The sequence below is a fragment of the Williamsia sp. MIQD14 genome (assembly GCF_051025635.1).
In the GTDB taxonomy this organism is placed as follows: Bacteria; Actinomycetota; Actinomycetes; order Mycobacteriales; family Mycobacteriaceae; genus Williamsia_A.
In genome coordinates this window covers 234,527-252,848 of sequence record NZ_JBPFDG010000005.1, presented here as the reverse complement: position 1 = coordinate 252,848, position 18,322 = coordinate 234,527, and the positions used below count along the sequence as shown (strand labels likewise).

Below are 18,322 nucleotides of genomic sequence, written 5' to 3'. Positions count from 1 at the left end.
GAGGACCCGTGCACATCGCTCTGATCACCTACTCCACCAAGCCGCGCGGCGGGGTCGTGCACACGCTGAACCTCGCCGAGGCGCTCGTCGACGCCGGTGCACAGGTGACGGTGTGGTCGCTGGCCCGTGCGGGCGACCGCGGTTTCTTCCGTGCCGTCGATCCACGGGTCCGCCTGCGGCTCATCGACTTCCCGACCGTCGACGACGAGTCGGTCACCGAGCGCATCGTCCGGTCCATCGACACGATGCGGCGCGCCTTCACCCCCGACGACCACGACATCGTCCACGCACAGGACTGCATCAGCGCCAACGCCGTCGGCGCCTGTATCCGCACCGTGCACCACCTCGACACGTTCACCACGCCCGTGCTCGCGGACTGCCACGAGAAGGCCATCGTTGAGCCCTACGCCCACATCTGCGTGTCGGACGCGGTGGCCGCGGAGGTGACCGCGGGCTGGGGACATCACCCGACCGTGATCGGAAACGGCGTCGACGCCGACCGGTTCATCGCTGCCGCCGCCGACACCCCCGAGGCGACCGCGCGACGCGACCGGTGGCGCGATCGTCTCGGTCGCCACATCCTCGCCGTCGGCGGCATCGAACCCCGCAAGGGCAGCCTCGATCTGCTCGAAGCGTATGCGCGGCTGCAGGTCTCGCACCCCGACGTCGCGCTGGTCTTCGCCGGCGGGGAGACGCTGTTCGACTACCGGGACTATCGCGAGGCGTTCGACCGTCGGCGCGCGGAGCTCGCCGTCGCACCGGTGGTGCTGGGCACCGTCGACGACGACGAGCTGCCCGCCCTCGTCGCATCGGCCGAGGTGTTCGCGTTCCCGTCGGTGAAGGAGGGATTCGGACTCGCGGCGATGGAGGCGCTGGCCGCCGGCCGGCCGGTCGTCGCACGCGATCTGCCGGTGCTGCGAGAGGTGTTCGGCGACACCGTCTCCTACGCCGCCACGGTGGACGACCTGGCCGCACGCCTGGCCGAGGCGATCACCCCCGACCCCGACCGTGCCCACGCCGGCCGCGCTCTGGCGCGATCGATGACCTGGGAGGCCGCCGCGGCGCGGCATCTCGAGTTCTACGCCGCGCACCCCGGGCCCACACGGTCCGGTCCGGGTCAGCGCAGCTGAGCGGCGAGCGCGGCGATCCGGTCGACGAGGTCGTCGAAGAACGCATCGGGGTCGGTCGCAGTCGCGATGGCGGCGTTGGGATCTCGCCCCCACATGCCGCGTTCGTCGGCGACGGTGGTGCCGCGGGTCAGCGCACCGACCAGTTCGACGTCGACGACGGCGGGACGCGTGCTGACCATCGACGGATCGAGCGCGACCGCTGCGGCGAACGGGTCGTGCATGTGCGCGATGTAACCCTCGTCGTGATCGGCGTGGAACTCGAAGTAGAACCGGACGGCGTCGACGAGGTGGCGCACCACCGGGTTGTCGGCCACCGACCGCAGGCCACGCTCGTCGGTCACCGACGGTTGTTCCACGGGGGCGCTGCCGGCCTGCGCGGCCAGACGCCCGAGGTGGTCGGGAGTCATCACGATCGTCTCGGTGAGGTCGAGGGGGCAGATGACGGGAGCGGGCGCGCCGTCGCGACCGAAGGCGGCGAACACCCTCTGTGCGGCCTCGGGATCGACCGCGATGTTCCATTCCGAGGTCGGGGTCGTGTTCCCCGGATGGTGGAACGCACCGCCCATCACCACCAGACGCCGCAGACGCGACGGCAGTTCCGGATCACGCTCGATGGCCAGCGCGAGGTTCGTCAGCGGCCCCGTGACCAGTCCGACCACCTCGCCCGGTCGCTCGGCGGTGATCTCGATCCACGCGTCGGCGGCCGACCGCGACGACGGTGCGCGGGGCGCCGGTGGCAGGTCGGCGTACCCGATGCCCATCGGTCCGTGGGTGTCCTCGGTCGTCATCAGGTCGGCGACCAACGGCGACGACGCGCCGAGGCACACCTCGACGTCGTCGCGTCCACACAGCTCCAGCCAGGCGAGGTTGTTGGCGCACACCACGTCCGCGGGCACGTTGCCGGCCGTGGAGAGCACGGCGAGCAGATCGGCGTCGGGACGGGCGAGCAGGTACAGCAGCGCGAGGGAGTCGTCGATGCCGGTGTCGCAGTCGAACACGAGGGGGTGTGCGCTCATTCGCGGATCTCCCGGGTCGGCGGCTCGGCGCACAGAACGTCGCGGGTCAGTTCGAGCTGGCCGAGGTGTTGGGCGAGTTCACGGACGACGTGCAGCACGATCCACTGCGGGGTGGCCTCGGCGATGTCGGCGGTACGGGTCGACCCGCGCACCTCACGGTCGCGCACACCCTCGGTGACGGCGATGTGCAGCCAGTCCCCGACGCGGGCCCTCAGGTCGTCGAGAGCATCGCACAGGTCCGCCACGGTGCCCGTGGCGTGGAACTCGGCGTCGCGGTCGCGGGGGATCTGCTCGCCGCCGATGACGCTGCCCGCCCAGAACTTCGTCAGCTCGACGCAGTGGAAGACAATCGCGTACGGCGAATTGGTCTGCGGCAGAGGCGGGGTGACGTTCGCCAGATCGTCACCGAGGTCGGCGACGATCGTCCGCATCGCCGCGAGGGTCTCGTCGATGACGGTGCCCGCGGCCGCCTGCAACGGATCGGTCACCACGGGTACCGCTCGAAGTCCTTGAGGAAGCAGCCGTAGAGGTCGATCCCGTTCTCGCCGTCGACGATCGGGTGGTACACCCGCGCCGCGCCGTCGACGAGATCGAGTGGCGCTCGGAAACCCTCGTCGGCCAGGCGCATCTTGGACTCGTGCGGGCGTTCGTCGGTGATCCACCCGGTGTCGACCGCGGTGACCAGGATGCCGTCGTCGAACAGCTCCCCGGCGCTGGTGCGGGTCAACATGTTCAGAGCCGCCTTGGCCATGTTGGTGTGCGGATGCCCGGGGCCTTTGTAACCGCGCGAGAAGATGCCCTCCATTGCCGAGACGTTGACGACGTACTTGCGTCGGGCGGGCGAGGCCCGCAACGCCGGGGTGAGCCGCGACAGCAGGATGAACGGCGCCACGCTGTTGCACAGCTGCACCTCGAGGAGTTCGAGAGGGTCGACGTGGTCGACCGACGCGACCCAGCTGTTGGAACTCACGAGGTCGGGGAGCAGCCCGCCTGCGTCGACGGCGGTGCCGTCGGCGATGCGCGCGGGTGACGCCGATCCGGCGGTCATCGCCAGGGCCGCCAGCGATTCCGCGGCCGCGTCGGAACTCGACCCTCCGGCGAGCGCGTTCGGGTGCAGCTCCGAGCTGTCGCCCATCGTCAGCGCCGGGATCGCCGCCGCGGCGCCGCGCAGGGGAGTGGCCTCGGCGTCGACGAGGGAACGGTAGGAACCCGGCGAACGCCGCACGGTCTGCGCGGCGTTGTTCACCAGGATGTCGAGGTGGCCGCGGTCGGCGACCGAGTCGGCGAGGGCGACCACCTGCGCCGGGTCACGGAGGTCGATACCGACGATGGTGAGGCGGTGCAGCCACTCGTCGGCGTCGTCCTGTCGGGCGAAGCGCCGGGCGGCGTCGCGGGGAAAACGGGTGGTGATGGTCAGCTCGGCGCCGTCGCGCAGGAGCATCAGCGCGATGTACATGCCGATCTTCGCGCGGCCGCCGGTGAGCAGGGCGCGACGTCCGGTGAGGTCGGTCCGCTGGTTGCGGCGCGCCCGGTTGTCGGCGGCGCAGTCCGGACACAGTTGGTGATGGAAGGCGTTGACCTCGGTGTACTCGGTCTTGCAGATGTAGCAGGCCTGCGGCCGGAGGAGGTGCCCGGCGACGCCGCTCCCGTCACCCGACAGCCCGACGCCCGCGGTCTCGTCGTCGATGCGGTCGGCCGATCCGGTGGCGGTGGCACCGAGGACGGCGCGATCGGCGGCGAGGCGCTCGGCGTGGCGGGCCTTCTTCTTCGACCGTTTGGCGAGTTTGAACATATGGGCCACCGCGCGCTGCACCTCGATCGAGTCGGGGTGGGCGGTGTCCATGGTCGCCACCTGATCGAGGACGCGCCGGACCGTGGCCATGTCTGCCGGATCGATCTGGTGCGGCGGATCGATCGGTGAGGTCACGGGAGGCCAGTGTAGAGAGGCGCGGCGTCCGGCACGAACCGTCTCGACCCCCTCGGGTTGTGCTAGAAGGGTGGCGTGACCGACACGCGTTCCGCGGACCCGATCGCCGGCCCTCATCTGTGCGTGATGGGCGTCAGTGGGGTGGGGAAGACGACCATCGCCCAGGGCCTCGCCGAGCGCCTGCGGCGGCCTTTCGGTGACGCCGACGATCTCCATCCCCGGGCGAACATCGCGAAGATGGCGAGCGGGCATCCCCTGACCGACGCCGACCGGTCGCCGTGGCTCGACGCCGTGGTCTCGTGGCTCGACGGCCACGGTGCCGAGGACCCCACCGTGTTCGCGTGTTCGGCGCTGCGGCGGGCCTACCGGGACCGCATCGCCCGGGCCCGTGCCGGGGTCGTCTTCGTGCACCTCACCGCGCCCACCCACGAACTCCGCCGTCGCCTCGAGGGTCGCAGCGGGCACTACATGAAGGTGAGCATGCTCGAGTCGCAGCTGGCGACACTGGAGGAGCTCGACGCCGACGAGCGGGGAGTACGGGTCGCGACGGCGGGATCGGTCGAGGACACGATCGATGCCGTGGAGAAGGCCGTGCGGGAGATGGTGCCGTGAACCGGCGAGAACCGAAAGAGTGTGTCCGGAGGGGGACTTGAACCCCCACGTCCGTTAATAGGACACTAGCACCTCAAGCTAGCGCGTCTGCCATTCCGCCACCCGGACATGTACGGGCGATGACGCCCGTGCGAGTGCCTGACGACACTAACCGACCCGCTCGTCGGAACCCAAATCACCGCGTCGAGGGTGGGTCCGCGTGCAGGTGACAGGATGGTTCGCGTGACCGAGAACCCCGCTTCCGACACCCCCGCCGGCCCGCGCGCGACCGACGAGGTCGTCGACCTCGTGAGCCGACTCATCCAGTTCGACACCAGCAACACCGGCGATCTCGCGACCACGGTCGGCGAGGAGGAGTGCGCCCGCTGGGTCGCCGGGCAGCTCGCCGACGTCGGATTCGAGACGGAGTACGTCGAGTCCGGACAGCCGGGGCGCGGCAACGTGTTCGCGCGTCTGCGCGGTTCCGATCCGGATCGCGGGACGCTGCTGCTGCACACCCATCTCGACGTGGTGCCGGCCCGGCCGGAGGACTGGAGCGTGCACCCGTTCTCCGGCTCGGTGAAGGACGGATACGTGTGGGGCCGCGGCGCCATCGACATGAAGGACATGGTCGGGATGGCCCTGGCGTTGGCGCGGCAGTTCCGACGCGACGGCACCGCACCGCCACGGGACATCGTCTTCGCGTTCCTCGCCGACGAGGAGGCCGGCGGCAAGTGGGGCTCGCACTGGCTCGTCGAGAACCGGCCCGACCTGTTCGAGGGGATCACCGAGGCCGTCGGCGAGGTCGGGGGCTACTCGCTCACCGTGGACACCCCGGACGGCTCGACCAAGCGGCTCTACCTCGTGGAGACGGCCGAGAAGGGCATCGCGTGGATGAAGCTCACCGCGACCGCCACCGCCGGTCATGGGTCGTTCCTGCACGAGAACAACGCCGTCACCAACCTCGCCGAGGCGCTCGCGAAGCTCGGCCGACACACGTTCCCCCTGGTGATGACGGATTCGGTGGGGGAATTCCTCGCGGCGGTCAGCGAGGAATCGACCCTGCAGCTCGACGCGACGTCGCCGGATCTCGAGACGACGCTGTTCAAACTCGGGTCCATCGCGCGGATCGTCGGTGCGACGCTGCGTGACACCGCGAACCCCACGATGCTCGACGCGGGCTACAAGGCCAACGTGATCCCCCAGACCGCCACCGCCGTCGTCGACTGCCGCGTGCTGCCGGGCCGGCAGGCGCAGTTCGAGGCCGAGGTCGACGAACTGATCGGTCCCGACGTGACGCGGGAGTGGGTGACGAAGCTCGACTCCTACGAGACGACCTTCGACGGCGACCTCGTGGACGCGATGAACAACGCGATCCTGGCGTTCGACCCGGACGGGCGGACCGTGCCGTACATGCTCTCCGGTGGCACCGACGCCAAGGCGTTCGCGAAACTCGGTATCCGATGCTTCGGCTTCGCGCCGTTGCAGCTGCCGCCCGATCTCGATTTCGCGGCGCTGTTCCACGGCGTGGACGAGCGGGTCCCGGTCGACGGGCTGCTGTTCGGCACCCGCGTCCTCGAGCACTTCCTGCTGCACAGCTGATCCGAGATCAGATCGTTATCCGTGCTTCTGGCTAACTAGTAACGCGAACGTTCGGTACAGCGACGTACCCCGTGAGGTCGGAGCCCTTCGACCCGTGATCACGAGGAGTACGCACATGATCTCGACACGTTCTGGTTCGCATCGACTGCACACACTGATCGCGGCGACCGTCGTCGCCGCGGGTGCGGTCACCGGCGCCGCGGGCGCCGCCACCGCTGCACCTGCCGCGCCGACCGTCTACACCGGTGCCGTGCCCTACTCGCCGACACTCACCGTCACACCGGGCTTCGCCTGCTTCGCGGTGATCAACGCGACCAAACTGCCGCAGACGAGGGCGATGGATTATCGGGTGAAGGTGCAGATCAGCCGGTTCGGCGCGAACTGCGGCGCCTTCAAGCTCGCGGTCAACTGGCGGAACCTGACCACGGGCGGCCACGACGGCCAGATCCAGACGGTGCGACCCGACGGGTCGATCGAGGGATTCCCCGACAACATCCTCGACGGGTTCGGGTTCGCGCCCGGAGCCGGCCGGGTCGAGTCCACCATCACCACGTACAGCAAGTACGACGAGTCGGGGGACATCAAGCTCCCGAACCTCCCCGGCAGGGCCACGTTCTCGCTCTACTGAGCGCCGCCGATCCAGCGCCCGGGAACACGTACGCGGTTCCCGGGCGTTGGACGGTCACGATGCGCCCGCCCGGGCGCACGTGATCTCGAAAGGATGTGCACAACACCCATGTCGAGCTACAACCCGTACGACGCCCTGCCCGACCTCCCGGCGTTCACCGTCACCTCGGAGAGCTTCGCCGACGGCGAGGCCTTCAAGCAGCCGCAGGTCAGCGGCATCATGGGCGCCGGGGGCGACGACGCCTCGCCGCAGGTGAGCTGGTCCGGCTTCCCCGAGGGCACCAAGAGCTTCGCGGTCACCGTCTACGACCCCGACGCCCCGACCGCGTCGGGCTTCTGGCACTGGGCCGTCGCCGACATCCCCGTGTCGACCACCTCGCTGCCCGAGGGCGCAGGCGACGAGAACGGCAGCGGCCTCCCCTCCGGAGCGATCACCCTCGCCGGCGACGCGTCGGCGAAGCGCTTCATCGGCGCCGCCCCGCCGCCCGGGCACGGCCCGCACCGCTACTTCCTCGTCGTCCACGCGGTCGACGTCGAGTCGCTGGGACTGCCCGACGACGCGACACCCGCTTTCCTCGGGTTCAACCTCTTCAGCCACGCCATCGGACGCGCGATCATCCACGCGACCTACGAGCAGGCCGCGGAGGACTGAGCAAGAACTCGCGACGAACGCCCCTCACGCAGCCGCGTGGGGGGTGTTCTCGCTTCCCACCGCCTCGCGCAACGACGAGAAGCCATGGGCGCGGAGGCGCTGGGCGATGCCGTCGTGGATGTCGCGCACCCACATCGGCCCTCCGTAGATGAATCCGGTGTACCCCTGCACGAGCGACGCGCCGGCGCAGATGCGTTCCCACGCCTGATCGGGGGTCTCGATGCCGCCCACCGACACCAGCGCGATGCGGTCACCGACGCGGCGGTAGAGCTGACGCAGGACGGCCAGCGAGCGGTCGGCCAGGGGGGCGCCCGACAGCCCGCCGGCACCGATCCGCGCGACCTCGTCGGCGTCGGTCGCGAGTCCGTCGCGGCCGATCGTCGTGTTGGTGCACACGATCCCCGCCAGCCCGAGTTCCACGGCGAGATCGGCGACGTCGTCGATGTCGGCGTCGGACAGGTCGGGGGCGATCTTGACCAGCACCGGGATGTCGGCGATCTCCAGAACCGCCGACAGCAGGGGTCGCAGGGACGCGACGGCCTGCAGATCGCGCAGGCCCGGGGTGTTGGGGGAGCTGACGTTGACGACCAGGAAGTCGGCCAGCGGGGCCAACAGCCGTGTGCTCGTGCGGTAGTCGTCGATGGCCTCGTCGGGTGCGGCCAGTTTGGTCTTACCGATGTTCGCCCCCACCGGTATCGATCCCGGTCCGCGTCGACGCGCGCCGAGGCGATGCGCGGCGGCCGCGGCGCCGTGGTTGTTGAAGCCCATGCGGTTGACGAGCGCGCGGTCGGCGGGGAGCCGGAACAACCTCGGCTGCGGGTTCCCCGGCTGCGCCGAGCCCGTGACGGTGCCGATCTCGATGAACCCGAAACCCATCCCGGGCCAGGCGTCGATCGCCTCGGCGTTCTTGTCGAAGCCGGCGGCGAGACCCATGGGGGCCGGGAAGTCGACGCCGAACACCGTCGTCCGCAGGATCGGGTCGGTCGGGGCGAACAGTCTCGTCGTCGCGGCGAGTACGGGTCTGCGGGGCCCCACGGTGGACAGCGCTCGCGAGATCAGCGTGTGGATGCGCTCGGCGGGCAGCAGGAACATGACCCGCAGCGCCAGGGGATAGAGCAGTCGGTAGAGGCGATCGATCACCGGTGCACCTGCGCCGGCGTGGCGTCGGGAGTGGTGCGGGTCCGCTTGCGCCGCAGCAACACCTTGCGGCTGCCGTCGGTGTACAGACGGACCCGGGAGATCTCCCATCCGCCGAACTCGGCCTCGATGGCCAGGCGCATCGATGCCGTCACGCGGGTGACGTCGGGCGGCAGTCGCAGCGGGACGTACTCGTAGTCCTCGGCGCTACGGATCTCGTTCCACTCGGCGGGGAACGCGCCTGCGCGGGTCACCCGCCCCTCCGATCCACGTCGCACTGTGCCTCCCGGATTCGCCCTCGTGACCACCGTCATCCGCTGACGGCCTGCAACCCGTCGCCGCGAGCCGACAGCAGGTAGACGGTGCCGGTCGCGCTGTCGACGACCATCGCATCGGCCTGTCCCACCGTGGCCACACGGCGCTTCTCGGTCGGGATCCCCGACGCGAGGTCGAACGCGATCGCCTCGTTGGTGCCGGTGGTCGCGACCCACGCCAGGTTGCGGACGTCGTCATATCCTACGGCGTACGGTCCCTCGGCCACCGGATAGCGGAACTTGGTGAGCAGCGGGTCGCCGTCGAAACCGAGGAACTCGCCGCCGCGGGTGTCGGTGGTGAGGAATCGCCCGTAGTGGTCGACGACGAGGTTGGTCGCGCCGTCGCCGGACCGCAGGGCCTCGCCCAGTGATCCGTCGGACATGTCGACCGAGGTCACCGACGACTGCGCCCGATCGAGGGCCACCACCTGATCGGACTTCCCGTCGCGCGCCGCGACGGCCAGTTCGTCGACGCGCACGAGCCCGTCGACGGTCTTCGTGATGCGGCGATCGGCTCCGACCTGGACGATCTTCCCGTCGGCGGTGCCGATGATCACCGACCCGTCGGACAGTCGAGCCACGCTCAGCGGCTCGCCGACGGTGACGTCGTGGGTCTGCGCGACACCGCGCGCGAGGTCGACGTCGATCACGGTGGAGGGCGCGACCGCGACGAGGTCGTCGCCCGACACCGCGCCGATCGACGACACCGCCTCGGGCAGCGCGATCGTCCGGGTCGCCACGGGCGCGGTGGGTGTGGCCGTGGAGTAGACGACGACCGAGCGGCGATCGGCACCGAGCACGGCGATCCGCTTGCCCGCCGAGTCGAGGACCAGTGCGCTCGAGGCGGGGGCGGCCACCACCGATCCGGCCGGGCGGGCGGAACCGGTGGGTGCGGGCAGCGGCGTCTGCGGGGCGGTCGTGGCGACACCGGGGGAGTCCGACGATCCGCTGCCGCACGCCGTCACCACGAGAAGGAGGACGGCGGCGAGCACGACGCCGACGGTGTGGCGGGCGGCGGTGCGGGTTGGGGACATGAGAACCATAGTGGCGCACCGTCGGAGGTGGTCGTGCGCTCAGGTCGGACGCGATGTGCCCGTGACGTAGCATTCGCGCGGTGACCGATGCGATGACGTGGACCCAGGCCGTGGTGTTGGGGGCCGTACAGGGCCTCACCGAGTTCCTCCCCGTGTCGTCGTCGGGGCATCTGCGCATCGTGTCCGGGGTGTTCTTCGGCGACGACGCCGGCGCCTCGTTCACCGCGGTCACGCAGTTGGGGACCGAGGCGGCGGTACTGCTCTACTTCGCCCGCGACATCGTGCGCATCGTCGCCGCGTGGTTCCGAGGCCTGTTCTCGTCGGAGCAGCGGGGCCTCGACTACCGCATCGGGTGGTACGTGATCTTCGCCACGATCCCGATCGGGCTGCTGGGGTTCGTCTTCAAGGACCAGATCCGCACCGGCGCACGCAACCTCTGGCTCATCGCGACCATGCTCATCGTCTTCTCCGCCGTCATCGTCCTCGCCGAGCGGTACGGCAAGCGCCGCCGCCCGATCGAGGAGCTGACCCTGCGCGACGGGGTCACCATGGGTCTCGCCCAGTGCCTCGCGCTCATCCCGGGGGTGTCCCGCTCGGGCGCGACCGCCAGCGCGGGCCTGTTCCTCGGTCTCCAACGGGAGGCGGCCGTGCGATTCTCGTTCCTGTTGGCCATCCCCGCTGTCACCGCATCGGGTCTGTTCAGCCTCCCCGACGCCTTCTCACCCAGCGGCGACGGCCTCGAGGCCAGCGGACCGCAGCTGCTCGTCGCCACGGTCATCGCGTTCGTCATCGGGTTCGCCTCGATCGCCTGGCTGCTGCGATTCGTCGCGAAGCACTCCCTGAACTGGTTCGTCGGCTATCGCGTCATCGTGGGCCTCATCGTGCTCGGTCTGCTCGCCGGTGGGGTCGTCAGCGCCACCTGATCGCACGCGGTGCACCGGTGACCGTCTCGATGCCCGGTTGCGCTGGCCGCGAACGCGCACCGCGACGACGGCGGGCGCGCCGACACGCCGCATAGGGTGGGTCGGGTGACCGTCATCCTGCTGCGCCACGGCCGTTCGACCGCCAACACCTCGGGTGTGCTGGCCGGCCGCAGCGTCGGCGTCGATCTCGACGACACCGGTCGCAGGCAGGCCGGCGAGGTCGTCGATCGCCTCGGACACGTGGAGAAGCTCGTCGCCGTCGTCCGCTCGCCGCTGCAGCGCTGCGCGCAGACGGTCGCACCGCTCGTCGAGGCCCGCGGCCTCACCGAGGTGGTCGACGACCGGCTCGTCGAGGTCGACTACGGCCGATGGACGGGGAAGCCCATCAAGGACCTGCTCGGCGAGGACATGTGGAAGACCGTCCAGCAGCAACCGTCGGCGGCGATCTTTCCCGAGGGCGAGGGTCTCGCGCACGTCCAGAGTCGCGCGGTCGCCGCGATCCGTGAACTCGACGCGGTCTACGGCGGTCCGGACGGCTCGGGGGTCTGGGTGGCCTGCTCGCACGGCGACGTCATCAAATCGATCATCGCCGACGCGATGGGCATGCATCTCGACTCGTTCCAGCGGATCGTCGTCGAGCCGGCGTCGATCAGCGTGATCCGGTACAGCTCGTCGCGACCGTACGTGCACACCGTCAACTCCACCGGTGCGCGCCCGACGGTGCCGGCACCCCCGCCCCCCGCCGACGCCGCGTCGGGCGCTGCACCTGCCTCCGACGACGCCGTGATCGGCGGGTCGACCGGATCCCACGACACCCCGTCCCCTGCGAGCCCGTCCCACGCGGCGCCGCCGACACCGCACACGAGCCACACGGGCTGACACGACCGTCCCAGCCCATCCCATGCCCCACGACACCGACAGGAGGTGCCATGCCCAGAGCGATCCACGTCTTCCGTAGCCCGGACCGTTTCGTCGCCGGGACCGTCGGCGCACCCGGCGACCGGACGTTCTATCTGCAGGCCACCCACGAGGCGCGCGTGGTCAGCGTCATGCTGGAGAAGCAGCAGGTGCAGATCCTGGCCGATCGCATCGGCGCGCTTCTCGAGGAGATCAACCGTCGATTCGGCACCCCGCTGCCGCCGGAGTCCGACCACATCGAGGACCTGAGCCCGCTGATCATGCCGGTCGATGCCGAGTTCCGCGTGGGCACGATGGGCCTGGGATGGGACGCCGAATCCGAGGCAGTCGTCGTCGAACTCCTCGCCATCACCGAGGGCGAGTTCGACGAGAGCGTCGTGCTGGACGACACCGACGAGGGGCCCGACGCCGTGCGTGTGTTCCTCAGCACCGCGGCCGCGCGCGAGTTCGCGGCCCGCTCGACCCGCGTCATCTCGGCCGGACGTGAGCCGTGCCCGTTGTGTGGTCTCCCGCTCGACCCGTCGGGGCACATGTGTGTGCGCACCAACGGCTACAAGCGCGACATCACCTTCGACAAGTCGCTCGACTTCGTCGACCCCGACGTCTTCGACGACCCGGATCTGCGCGCGGCGCTCGAGGACGAGGACGACGACGAGGGCGGGGACGACCCCACCGACGGGCCGTCACGCTGATGCCGCCGTCGGCGGCCGCATCGGAGTCCTCGCCCGACATCGCAGAGATCCTGCGCACGGGTGAGATGGAGTTGATCGGGCAGATCCGCGGCGCGAGCAACGCGACCCTGGTGTGTGAGGCGAGCCTCGGCGACGAGAGCGTGCGCTGCGTCTACAAACCGGTGCGCGGCGAGCAGCCGCTGTGGGATTTCCCCGACGGCACGCTCGCGGGCCGCGAGATCGCGTCGTTCCGCGTCTCCGATGCGCTGGGCTGGTCGGTGATCCCCACGACGGTGTTCCGCGACGGTCAGTTCGGCCCCGGCATGGTCCAGCGCTGGATCGACACCCCTGAACCCACCGACACCGTCCCCGAGCACCTCGATCTCGTCGACCTGTGCCCGACGGCGATGGTGCCCGAGAACTTCCGGCGGGTCATCGACGCCTACGACGCCCGGGGCGAGGAAGTCACGCTCGTCCACGCCGACGACCCCCGGCTGCAGCGGATGGCGGTCCTCGACGTCGTCATCAACAACGCCGACCGCAAGGGCGGGCACGTCCTCGAGGGGCTCGACGGGCAGGTCTACGGCGTCGACCACGGCATCTGCCTGCACTCCGAGGACAAGCTGCGCACCGTGCTGTGGGGATGGGCCGACGAGCCGGTGCCCGCACACCTCGTGGCCGACATCGAGACGTTCCTGGTGGACCTCACCACCGCCGGTTCGGATCTGGCCCGCGACCTGCCGGGGCTCATCACACCGACCGAGGTGGCGGCCCTGACCCTGCGCGCCCGCGAGCTCGTCGCCCGACCGGTCATGCCCAGCGCCGACCGGTCCCGACCGATTCCCTGGCCCGCGTTCTGACCGGCCGCCCCCGCATCGGACGGTGGGTGCCCCGACGGTCGTCCGCCGCGCGGCAATAGGGTGGAGCGATGCAGTCGTGGTCAGACATCGAGGTACGTCCGCTCCCCGGGCAGGGCCCGCAGCTCCGGCTCTACGACACCTCCGATCGGCAGGTCCGTCCCGTCACCCCCGGCGCCGAGGCGACGATGTACGTCTGCGGCATCACCCCGTACGACGCGACGCACCTCGGTCACGCTGCGACCTACCTGACCTTCGATCTGGTCAACCGGATATGGCGCGACCTCGGCCACGCGGTGCACTACGTGCAGAACGTGACCGACGTCGACGACCCCCTCTTCGAGCGCGCCGACCGCGACGGGGAGGACTGGCGCGACCTCGGTGCCCGCGAGACACAGCTCTTCCGCGACGACATGACCGCGCTGCGGGTGTTGCCGCCGCGGCACTACATCGGTGCGGTGGAGTCGATCGACGAGGTCGTCGAGGTCGTCGACACGCTGCTGGCGTCGGGTGCGGCGTACATCGTCGACGACGAGCAGTACCCCGACATCTACTTCCGCACCGACGCGACACCGCAATTCGGCTACGAGTCGAACTACGACCACGCGACGATGGCGCAGTTCTTCGCCGAACGTGGCGGGGACCCGCAGCGACCGGGCAAGCGTGATCCACTCGACGCCCTCATCTGGCGTGCGGCCCGCGAGGGCGAACCGTCGTGGCCCTCACCGCACGGCCCCGGCCGACCGGGGTGGCACATCGAGTGCGCCGCCATCGCGCTGAACCGACTCGGGTCGCCGATCGACGTGCAGGGCGGCGGCAGCGACCTTATCTTCCCGCACCACGAGTTCTCCGCCGCCCACGCCGAGGCACTCACCGGCGAGCGTCGCTTCGCGCGCCACTACGTGCACACCGGCATGGTGGGTCTCGACGGCGAGAAGATGTCGAAGAGCCGCGGCAACCTGGTGTTCGTCTCGAAACTCCGGGCCGCCGACGTCGACCCGAACGCGATCCGCGTCGGTCTGTTGGCCGATCACTACCGCACCGACCGCATGTGGTCCGACGACGCGCTCGCCACCGCACACACCCGACTGGCGTCGTGGCGCGACGCGGTCTCGCGCCCCACCGGACCCGACGCGTCCGACACCGTCGCCCGGGTGCGTCAGCACCTCGCCGACGACCTCGACACCCCGAAAGCACTTGCGGCGCTCGATGCGTGGGCGGCCGACGCGGTGCGCGGCCTCGGTTCGTCGACCACCGCCGGCGCCGATGTCGAGCACGCACTCGACACGTTGCTGGGCGTCGAACTGCGCCGCTGACGCCGTACCCCGTCAGCCGCGAAGCGGGCTGGGTAGAGTCCTGCAGGTGGCCCATCTGGAAGAGATCGACCCCGACACCACGACCGGCGTGTGGACCGTCGTCACCCGGACCTCGACCTATCTGCTCGACTTCACCGAGATGACGCTGCTGCGCGCACCCGGTGTCGGTGGCTCGGGCGACGAATCGTGGGCCGTCAGTCAGCTCCGTCGCGATTCCGAGGACATCCCGCTGCTGGGTGTGAAGTCCTGCCGCATAGGCGAATCGGCCCAGTTCTGGGTGCGCGCGGCCGACGATCCCGACGTGCGCACCTGGCGCATCACCACTCCGGTCGTGTCGATCGAACGCATCAGCTGAAACCGTCGCTTCGCCAACGCCCTGTTCAGAGCGCCACCTCCACGACACCGTCGACCACCCGCGCCGGGTACACCGGCAACGATCCGATCGACGGATCCGAGCACGCGCCGTCGGCGAACGCGTAGGTGAACTGGTGCAGCGGGCACATCACCTTCGCCCCGTCGACCTGACCGTCGGCGATGGGCCCGCCGCGATGCGGACACACCGCGGCCGTGGCCCGCACCTCGTCGCCGCCGACACGGAACACCGCTATCTGCACGCCGTCGACCGCGTAGGCCCGGCCCTCCCCGTGGGTGAGATCCGAGATCGACCCCACGGGCACATACGTTGCCGCGCCCGTGGTCCCGACGCCGTCTGCGGTGTCGGCGGTCATCGGACCGGGACCCGGGGGAGCGGGAGCAGCGGCAGCGCGGAGGTGAACTGCGCGGGCGAGCGCGGCTCCTCCCGGTCCTGCCACGGGTCTCGGTAGTCGGCGACGCTCTCCTCGATGCGGGACTGCAGACCGTCGACGATGCCGTCACGGTCGTCGACGAGCACGGCCCGCAGTTCCTCGATGCCGACGCGCGGCACCCACGCGTAGGTGCGTTCGAGCCACTTCGCCTGCTCGCGGTAGTGCTGGATGAAGATGCCGCACAACCGCACCACCTCGTCGGACGAGTCGACGGTCGCCAGCAGGTCACCCTTGCGGATGTGTGCGCCCGCCGCGCCGCCCACGTAGATCTCCCACCGGTCCGACGCCGCGCCCGACGCGCCGACGGCCACCGCACCGACGTCCTTGCACAGCGCCTCGGCACAGTTGCGCGGGCATCCGGTGACCGCGAGCTTGAGCTTCGCGGGTGTCTCGAGTCCCTGGAACCGCTGCTCGATGGCGATGCCCAGTGCGGTGGAATCGCCCAACCCGAAGCGGCAGTAGTCGGTGCCCACACACGTCTTGACGGTCCGGAAGCTCTTGCCGTAGGCGAAACCCGACGGCATGTCGAGGTCACCCCACACCTTCGGCAGGTCCTCCTTGCGCACCCCGAGCAGGTCGATGCGTTGGCCGCCGGTGATCTTCACCATCGGGATCGCGTACTTGTCGGCGACGTCGGCGATCCGCCGCAACTGATCCGGCGTGGTGACCCCGCCCTTGATCTGCGGCACCACCGAGAAGGTGCCGTCGCGCTGGATGTTGGCGTGCACCCGGTCGTTGATGTAGAGCGCGCCGCGCTCATCGGTCCAGTCGCGACCCCACACCATCCGCAGGAGCGACGCCAGCGGCATCTTGGCGGCCGCGTCCTCGCCGTGGGGGGCGAGCTCGGCGAACATCTCCGACACCGACCGGATGTTGCTCGCCCGGATCGCGCCCAGCAGTTCGGGTTTGGTCATCGGGATGCACGGCACGTACCACTTCGCCGACACGTCCTCGGCGAGATCGCCGTCCGCGGCGTACGCGACGATGTCGGCCACCATTCCCTTGCACGATCCGCAGCCCTTGCCCGCCCGCGTCGCCGCGACCACCTCGCCGACACTGCGCGCACCGCCCTGCACACACGACACGATGGCGCCCTTGGTGACCCCGTTGCAGTTGCACACCGCGGTGTCGTCGGACAGTTCGGCCGCACCGACGGCGGCCGACGGGGTGCCCATGTCGAAGAGCATGCTGATGCGTTCGGTCGGTAGGGCGACCTTGTCGTCGAACGCCTGCGTGAGGAAGGCCGCCTTGCTGATGTCGCCGAGCAACATGGCGCCGATGAGCTTGTTGTCGCGCACGACCACCGATTTGTAGGTGCCGCTGCGGGGTTCATAGAACTGGACGAACTCGTCGTCGTCGCGTTCGGGGCCCTTCACCCCCATGGCGGCGACGTCGACACCGGCGACCTTGAGCTTCGTGGTCGGGCGCGTGCCGTGATAAGCCGCCGACGGATCGGCACCGGTGACCACGTCGGCGAGTACCACCGCCTGCTCCCACAGCGGGGCGACCAAACCGTAGACCTCACCGCGGTGCTGCGCGCATTCGCCGACCGCATAGACGAAACCCTCGTCCTCGCAGCGCATCTGGTCGTCGACGACGATGCCGCGTTCGATCACCAGGCCGGCACGGCGCGCCAGTTCGACGTTCGGCCGGATCCCGGCGGTGACGACGACCATGTCGGCGGGCAGGCTCGACCCGTCGGCGAAGGCCACACCGGTCACCGTCCCGGCGTCGTCGCGGACGACCGACGTGGTCCGGCGTGAGGTGTGGACCCCGACCCCGAGCGCCTCGATCTTGGCCCGCAGCACCCGACCGCCGCGTTCGTCGAGCTGCTGGTTCATCAGGTGACCGGGGGAGTGCACCACGTCGACCGCCACACCCTGTGTCTGCAGGCCGTAGGCGGCCTCCAGGCCGAGGAGCCCGCCGCCGATCACGACCGCGCGCACCCGTTCGCCGGTGTCGTCGGCCGCACCGGTCTCGGCCATCTGCAGCATTCCGTTGGTGTCGGCGATGGTGCGGAAGCCGAACACCCCCCGGGCGAGCCGCCCGTCGGGTTCGCGCAGCCCGTCCATGTTCGGGAAGAAGGTGGTGCTCCCGGTGGCGATGACGAGCAGGTCGAAGGCGATCTCGCGCCCGCTCTCGCAGGTCACCACCTTGCCGAAGCGGTCGACGGAGACCGCGCGGTCGCCGGCGAACAGCTCGACGCCGTTGTCCCGGTACCAGGCCATCGGGTTGAGCATCAGATCGTCGTCGTCGATGGAGCTCTCACCGGCGAGCACGTGCGAGAGCATGATGCGGTTGTAGTTCCCGTAGGGCTCGTCGCCGATCATGGTGATCGCGAACAGATCTCCACCGCCTCGGGCCAGGATCTCCTCCACCGTCCGGGCACCGGCCATCCCGTTGCCGACCACGACCAGACGACGCCGCGGCGTCGCGGTCATCAGAAGACCACCCACCCGAAGTCCACGACGATCGATCCGCTGCAGCCCTCCGGCGCGGCGAAGGTCAACGCCAACACCGAATCCGGGTCGACATCCTCCACCACGCGCAGCGGCACGTTGACCGACGCTCTGGCACCCATCGGGAAGACCCGCATCGACGTCCCGTCCCGCGTCAACGTCACGTACACGAGTTCGTCGGAGCTGTTGCCGCCACGAAAATACAACGGCTGCGCGGTCATCCCGGGCGGGACGGTGAAGGTGAGCGACGGGTCGAGGGGGGCGGGGGCGGCGAGTCCGGCACCGACGAACCCGAACACCCCCTGCAGGAACATGGGAGTCGACGACATGGGCGTCAGTGTT

20 protein-coding genes and 1 tRNA gene are annotated in these 18,322 nt (G+C 70.0%); 11 read left to right on the top strand and 10 right to left on the bottom strand.

Annotated elements, in window-relative coordinates:
• The first annotated feature begins 8 nt into the window (after positions 1-8).
• Entirely contained in the window at positions 9-1,130 is a 1,122-nt protein-coding gene (locus ACQ7HM_RS18635) for an MSMEG_0565 family glycosyltransferase (protein ID WP_434217737.1), read from the top strand.
• On the opposite strand, the gene ACQ7HM_RS18630 is transcribed toward ACQ7HM_RS18635, so the two are convergent.
• From ACQ7HM_RS18630 to ACQ7HM_RS18620, 3 genes are read right to left on the bottom strand one after another with little or no spacing between them, the layout of a single operon-like run.
• Positions 1,118-2,146 (bottom strand): nucleoside hydrolase, encoded by a 1,029-nt coding sequence (locus ACQ7HM_RS18630; protein ID WP_434217736.1) that lies wholly within the window; start codon positions 2,144-2,146, stop codon positions 1,118-1,120. The genes ACQ7HM_RS18635 and ACQ7HM_RS18630 overlap by 13 nt on opposite strands.
• On the bottom strand, positions 2,143-2,634 hold the full coding sequence (locus tag ACQ7HM_RS18625; RefSeq protein WP_434217735.1) for a DinB family protein: 492 nt from the start codon (positions 2,632-2,634) through the stop codon (positions 2,143-2,145). Before ACQ7HM_RS18625 ends, ACQ7HM_RS18630 begins: the two co-directional genes overlap by 4 nt.
• On the bottom strand, positions 2,631-4,028 hold the full coding sequence (locus ACQ7HM_RS18620) for an SDR family NAD(P)-dependent oxidoreductase (RefSeq protein ID WP_434217974.1): 1,398 nt from the start codon (positions 4,026-4,028) through the stop codon (positions 2,631-2,633). The genes ACQ7HM_RS18625 and ACQ7HM_RS18620 overlap by 4 nt, the downstream gene beginning before the upstream one ends.
• A 120-nt stretch (positions 4,029-4,148) precedes the next feature.
• Here ACQ7HM_RS18620 and ACQ7HM_RS18615 point away from each other — a divergent pair, with 120 nt between their 5' ends.
• Entirely contained in the window at positions 4,149-4,685 is a 537-nt protein-coding gene (locus ACQ7HM_RS18615; RefSeq protein WP_434217734.1) for a gluconokinase, read from the top strand.
• 22 nt (positions 4,686-4,707) lie between these two features.
• On the opposite strand, the gene ACQ7HM_RS18610 is transcribed toward ACQ7HM_RS18615, so the two are convergent.
• A tRNA-Leu gene (locus ACQ7HM_RS18610) sits at positions 4,708-4,793 on the bottom strand.
• A gap of 114 nt (positions 4,794-4,907) precedes the next feature.
• Between ACQ7HM_RS18610 and ACQ7HM_RS18605 the strand changes: the two genes are divergently transcribed.
• The 3 genes from ACQ7HM_RS18605 to ACQ7HM_RS18595 all read left to right on the top strand — a co-directional run bounded on the left by ACQ7HM_RS18605 (position 4,908) and on the right by ACQ7HM_RS18595 (position 7,545).
• A complete protein-coding gene (locus tag ACQ7HM_RS18605; protein WP_434217733.1) occupies positions 4,908-6,266 on the top strand; it encodes a M20/M25/M40 family metallo-hydrolase in 1,359 nt (452 codons plus the stop codon).
• A gap of 115 nt (positions 6,267-6,381) precedes the next feature.
• On the top strand, positions 6,382-6,894 hold the full coding sequence (locus tag ACQ7HM_RS18600) for a hypothetical protein (protein WP_434217732.1): 513 nt from the start codon (positions 6,382-6,384) through the stop codon (positions 6,892-6,894).
• A gap of 108 nt (positions 6,895-7,002) precedes the next feature.
• Complete coding sequence (locus tag ACQ7HM_RS18595; RefSeq protein WP_434217731.1) at positions 7,003-7,545, top strand: YbhB/YbcL family Raf kinase inhibitor-like protein; 543 nt, start codon at positions 7,003-7,005, stop codon at positions 7,543-7,545.
• Positions 7,546-7,569: 24 nt separating this feature from the next.
• On the opposite strand, the gene ACQ7HM_RS18590 is transcribed toward ACQ7HM_RS18595, so the two are convergent.
• Genes ACQ7HM_RS18590 through ACQ7HM_RS18580 form a run of 3 tightly spaced genes read right to left on the bottom strand, consistent with a single transcriptional unit; the run spans position 7,570 to position 10,030 of the window.
• Complete coding sequence (locus tag ACQ7HM_RS18590) at positions 7,570-8,685, bottom strand: quinone-dependent dihydroorotate dehydrogenase (RefSeq protein ID WP_434217730.1); 1,116 nt, start codon at positions 8,683-8,685, stop codon at positions 7,570-7,572.
• On the bottom strand, positions 8,682-8,936 hold the full coding sequence (locus ACQ7HM_RS18585; protein WP_434217729.1) for a DUF5703 family protein: 255 nt from the start codon (positions 8,934-8,936) through the stop codon (positions 8,682-8,684). The genes ACQ7HM_RS18590 and ACQ7HM_RS18585 overlap by 4 nt, the downstream gene beginning before the upstream one ends.
• A gap of 56 nt (positions 8,937-8,992) precedes the next feature.
• A complete protein-coding gene (locus tag ACQ7HM_RS18580; protein WP_434217728.1) occupies positions 8,993-10,030 on the bottom strand; it encodes a hypothetical protein in 1,038 nt (345 codons plus the stop codon).
• An 80-nt stretch (positions 10,031-10,110) separates the two neighbouring features.
• Here ACQ7HM_RS18580 and ACQ7HM_RS18575 point away from each other — a divergent pair, with 80 nt between their 5' ends.
• The 6 genes from ACQ7HM_RS18575 (at position 10,111) to ACQ7HM_RS18550 (ending at position 15,070) form a co-directional block, all read left to right on the top strand.
• Positions 10,111-10,953 (top strand): undecaprenyl-diphosphate phosphatase, encoded by an 843-nt coding sequence (locus ACQ7HM_RS18575; protein ID WP_434217727.1) that lies wholly within the window; start codon positions 10,111-10,113, stop codon positions 10,951-10,953.
• Between the two features lie 105 nt (positions 10,954-11,058).
• Positions 11,059-11,832, top strand: a complete 774-nt coding sequence (locus ACQ7HM_RS18570) for an MSMEG_4193 family putative phosphomutase (RefSeq protein ID WP_434217726.1) — start codon at positions 11,059-11,061, stop codon at positions 11,830-11,832.
• 50 nt (positions 11,833-11,882) lie between these two features.
• Complete coding sequence (locus tag ACQ7HM_RS18565; protein WP_434217725.1) at positions 11,883-12,563, top strand: DUF3090 domain-containing protein; 681 nt, start codon at positions 11,883-11,885, stop codon at positions 12,561-12,563.
• A complete protein-coding gene (locus ACQ7HM_RS18560) occupies positions 12,563-13,402 on the top strand; it encodes an SCO1664 family protein (protein WP_434217724.1) in 840 nt (279 codons plus the stop codon). Before ACQ7HM_RS18565 ends, ACQ7HM_RS18560 begins: the two co-directional genes overlap by 1 nt.
• 68 nt (positions 13,403-13,470) lie before the next feature.
• Positions 13,471-14,715 (top strand): cysteine--1-D-myo-inosityl 2-amino-2-deoxy-alpha-D-glucopyranoside ligase, encoded by a 1,245-nt coding sequence (mshC, locus tag ACQ7HM_RS18555; RefSeq protein WP_434217723.1) that lies wholly within the window; start codon positions 13,471-13,473, stop codon positions 14,713-14,715.
• Between the two features lie 46 nt (positions 14,716-14,761).
• Positions 14,762-15,070, top strand: coding sequence for a hypothetical protein (locus ACQ7HM_RS18550; protein WP_434217722.1), 309 nt, complete (start codon positions 14,762-14,764; stop codon positions 15,068-15,070).
• 25 nt (positions 15,071-15,095) lie between these two features.
• Here the strand turns inward: ACQ7HM_RS18550 and ACQ7HM_RS18545 are convergent, their stop codons facing one another.
• Genes ACQ7HM_RS18545 through ACQ7HM_RS18535 form a run of 3 tightly spaced genes read right to left on the bottom strand, consistent with a single transcriptional unit; the run spans position 15,096 to position 18,309 of the window.
• A complete protein-coding gene (locus ACQ7HM_RS18545) occupies positions 15,096-15,443 on the bottom strand; it encodes a Rieske (2Fe-2S) protein (protein WP_434217721.1) in 348 nt (115 codons plus the stop codon).
• Positions 15,440-17,962 carry a nitrite reductase large subunit NirB gene (gene nirB / locus ACQ7HM_RS18540; protein WP_434217720.1) on the bottom strand — a complete coding sequence of 841 codons (2,523 nt, stop codon included), beginning with the start codon at positions 17,960-17,962 and terminating at the stop codon, positions 15,440-15,442. The genes ACQ7HM_RS18545 and nirB overlap by 4 nt, the downstream gene beginning before the upstream one ends.
• Positions 17,962-18,309: a molybdopterin oxidoreductase gene (locus ACQ7HM_RS18535; protein WP_434217719.1), complete on the bottom strand. Its 348-nt coding sequence runs from the start codon at positions 18,307-18,309 to the stop codon at positions 17,962-17,964. The genes nirB and ACQ7HM_RS18535 overlap by 1 nt, the downstream gene beginning before the upstream one ends.
• Between the last annotated feature and the right edge of the window lie 13 nt (positions 18,310-18,322).

Excerpts from the sequence above, each read along its gene's own strand:
- ACQ7HM_RS18630 (WP_434217736.1), bottom strand. The coding sequence starts at position 2,146 with ATGAGCGCACACCCCCTCGTGTTCGACTGCGACACCGGCATCGACGAC.
- ACQ7HM_RS18620 (WP_434217974.1), bottom strand. The coding sequence starts at position 4,028 with ATGGCCACGGTCCGGCGCGTCCTCGATCAGGTGGCGACCATGGACACC.
- ACQ7HM_RS18600 (WP_434217732.1), top strand. The coding sequence starts at position 6,382 with ATGATCTCGACACGTTCTGGTTCGCATCGACTGCACACACTGATCGCG.
- ACQ7HM_RS18595 (WP_434217731.1), top strand. The coding sequence starts at position 7,003 with ATGTCGAGCTACAACCCGTACGACGCCCTGCCCGACCTCCCGGCGTTC.
- ACQ7HM_RS18580 (WP_434217728.1), bottom strand. The coding sequence starts at position 10,030 with ATGTCCCCAACCCGCACCGCCGCCCGCCACACCGTCGGCGTCGTGCTC.
- ACQ7HM_RS18565 (WP_434217725.1), top strand. The coding sequence starts at position 11,883 with ATGCCCAGAGCGATCCACGTCTTCCGTAGCCCGGACCGTTTCGTCGCC.
- ACQ7HM_RS18560 (WP_434217724.1), top strand. The coding sequence starts at position 12,563 with ATGCCGCCGTCGGCGGCCGCATCGGAGTCCTCGCCCGACATCGCAGAG.
- mshC (WP_434217723.1), top strand. The coding sequence starts at position 13,471 with ATGCAGTCGTGGTCAGACATCGAGGTACGTCCGCTCCCCGGGCAGGGC.
- ACQ7HM_RS18545 (WP_434217721.1), bottom strand. The coding sequence starts at position 15,443 with ATGACCGCCGACACCGCAGACGGCGTCGGGACCACGGGCGCGGCAACG.
- nirB (WP_434217720.1), bottom strand. The coding sequence starts at position 17,962 with ATGACCGCGACGCCGCGGCGTCGTCTGGTCGTGGTCGGCAACGGGATG.
- ACQ7HM_RS18535 (WP_434217719.1), bottom strand. The coding sequence starts at position 18,309 with ATGTCGTCGACTCCCATGTTCCTGCAGGGGGTGTTCGGGTTCGTCGGT.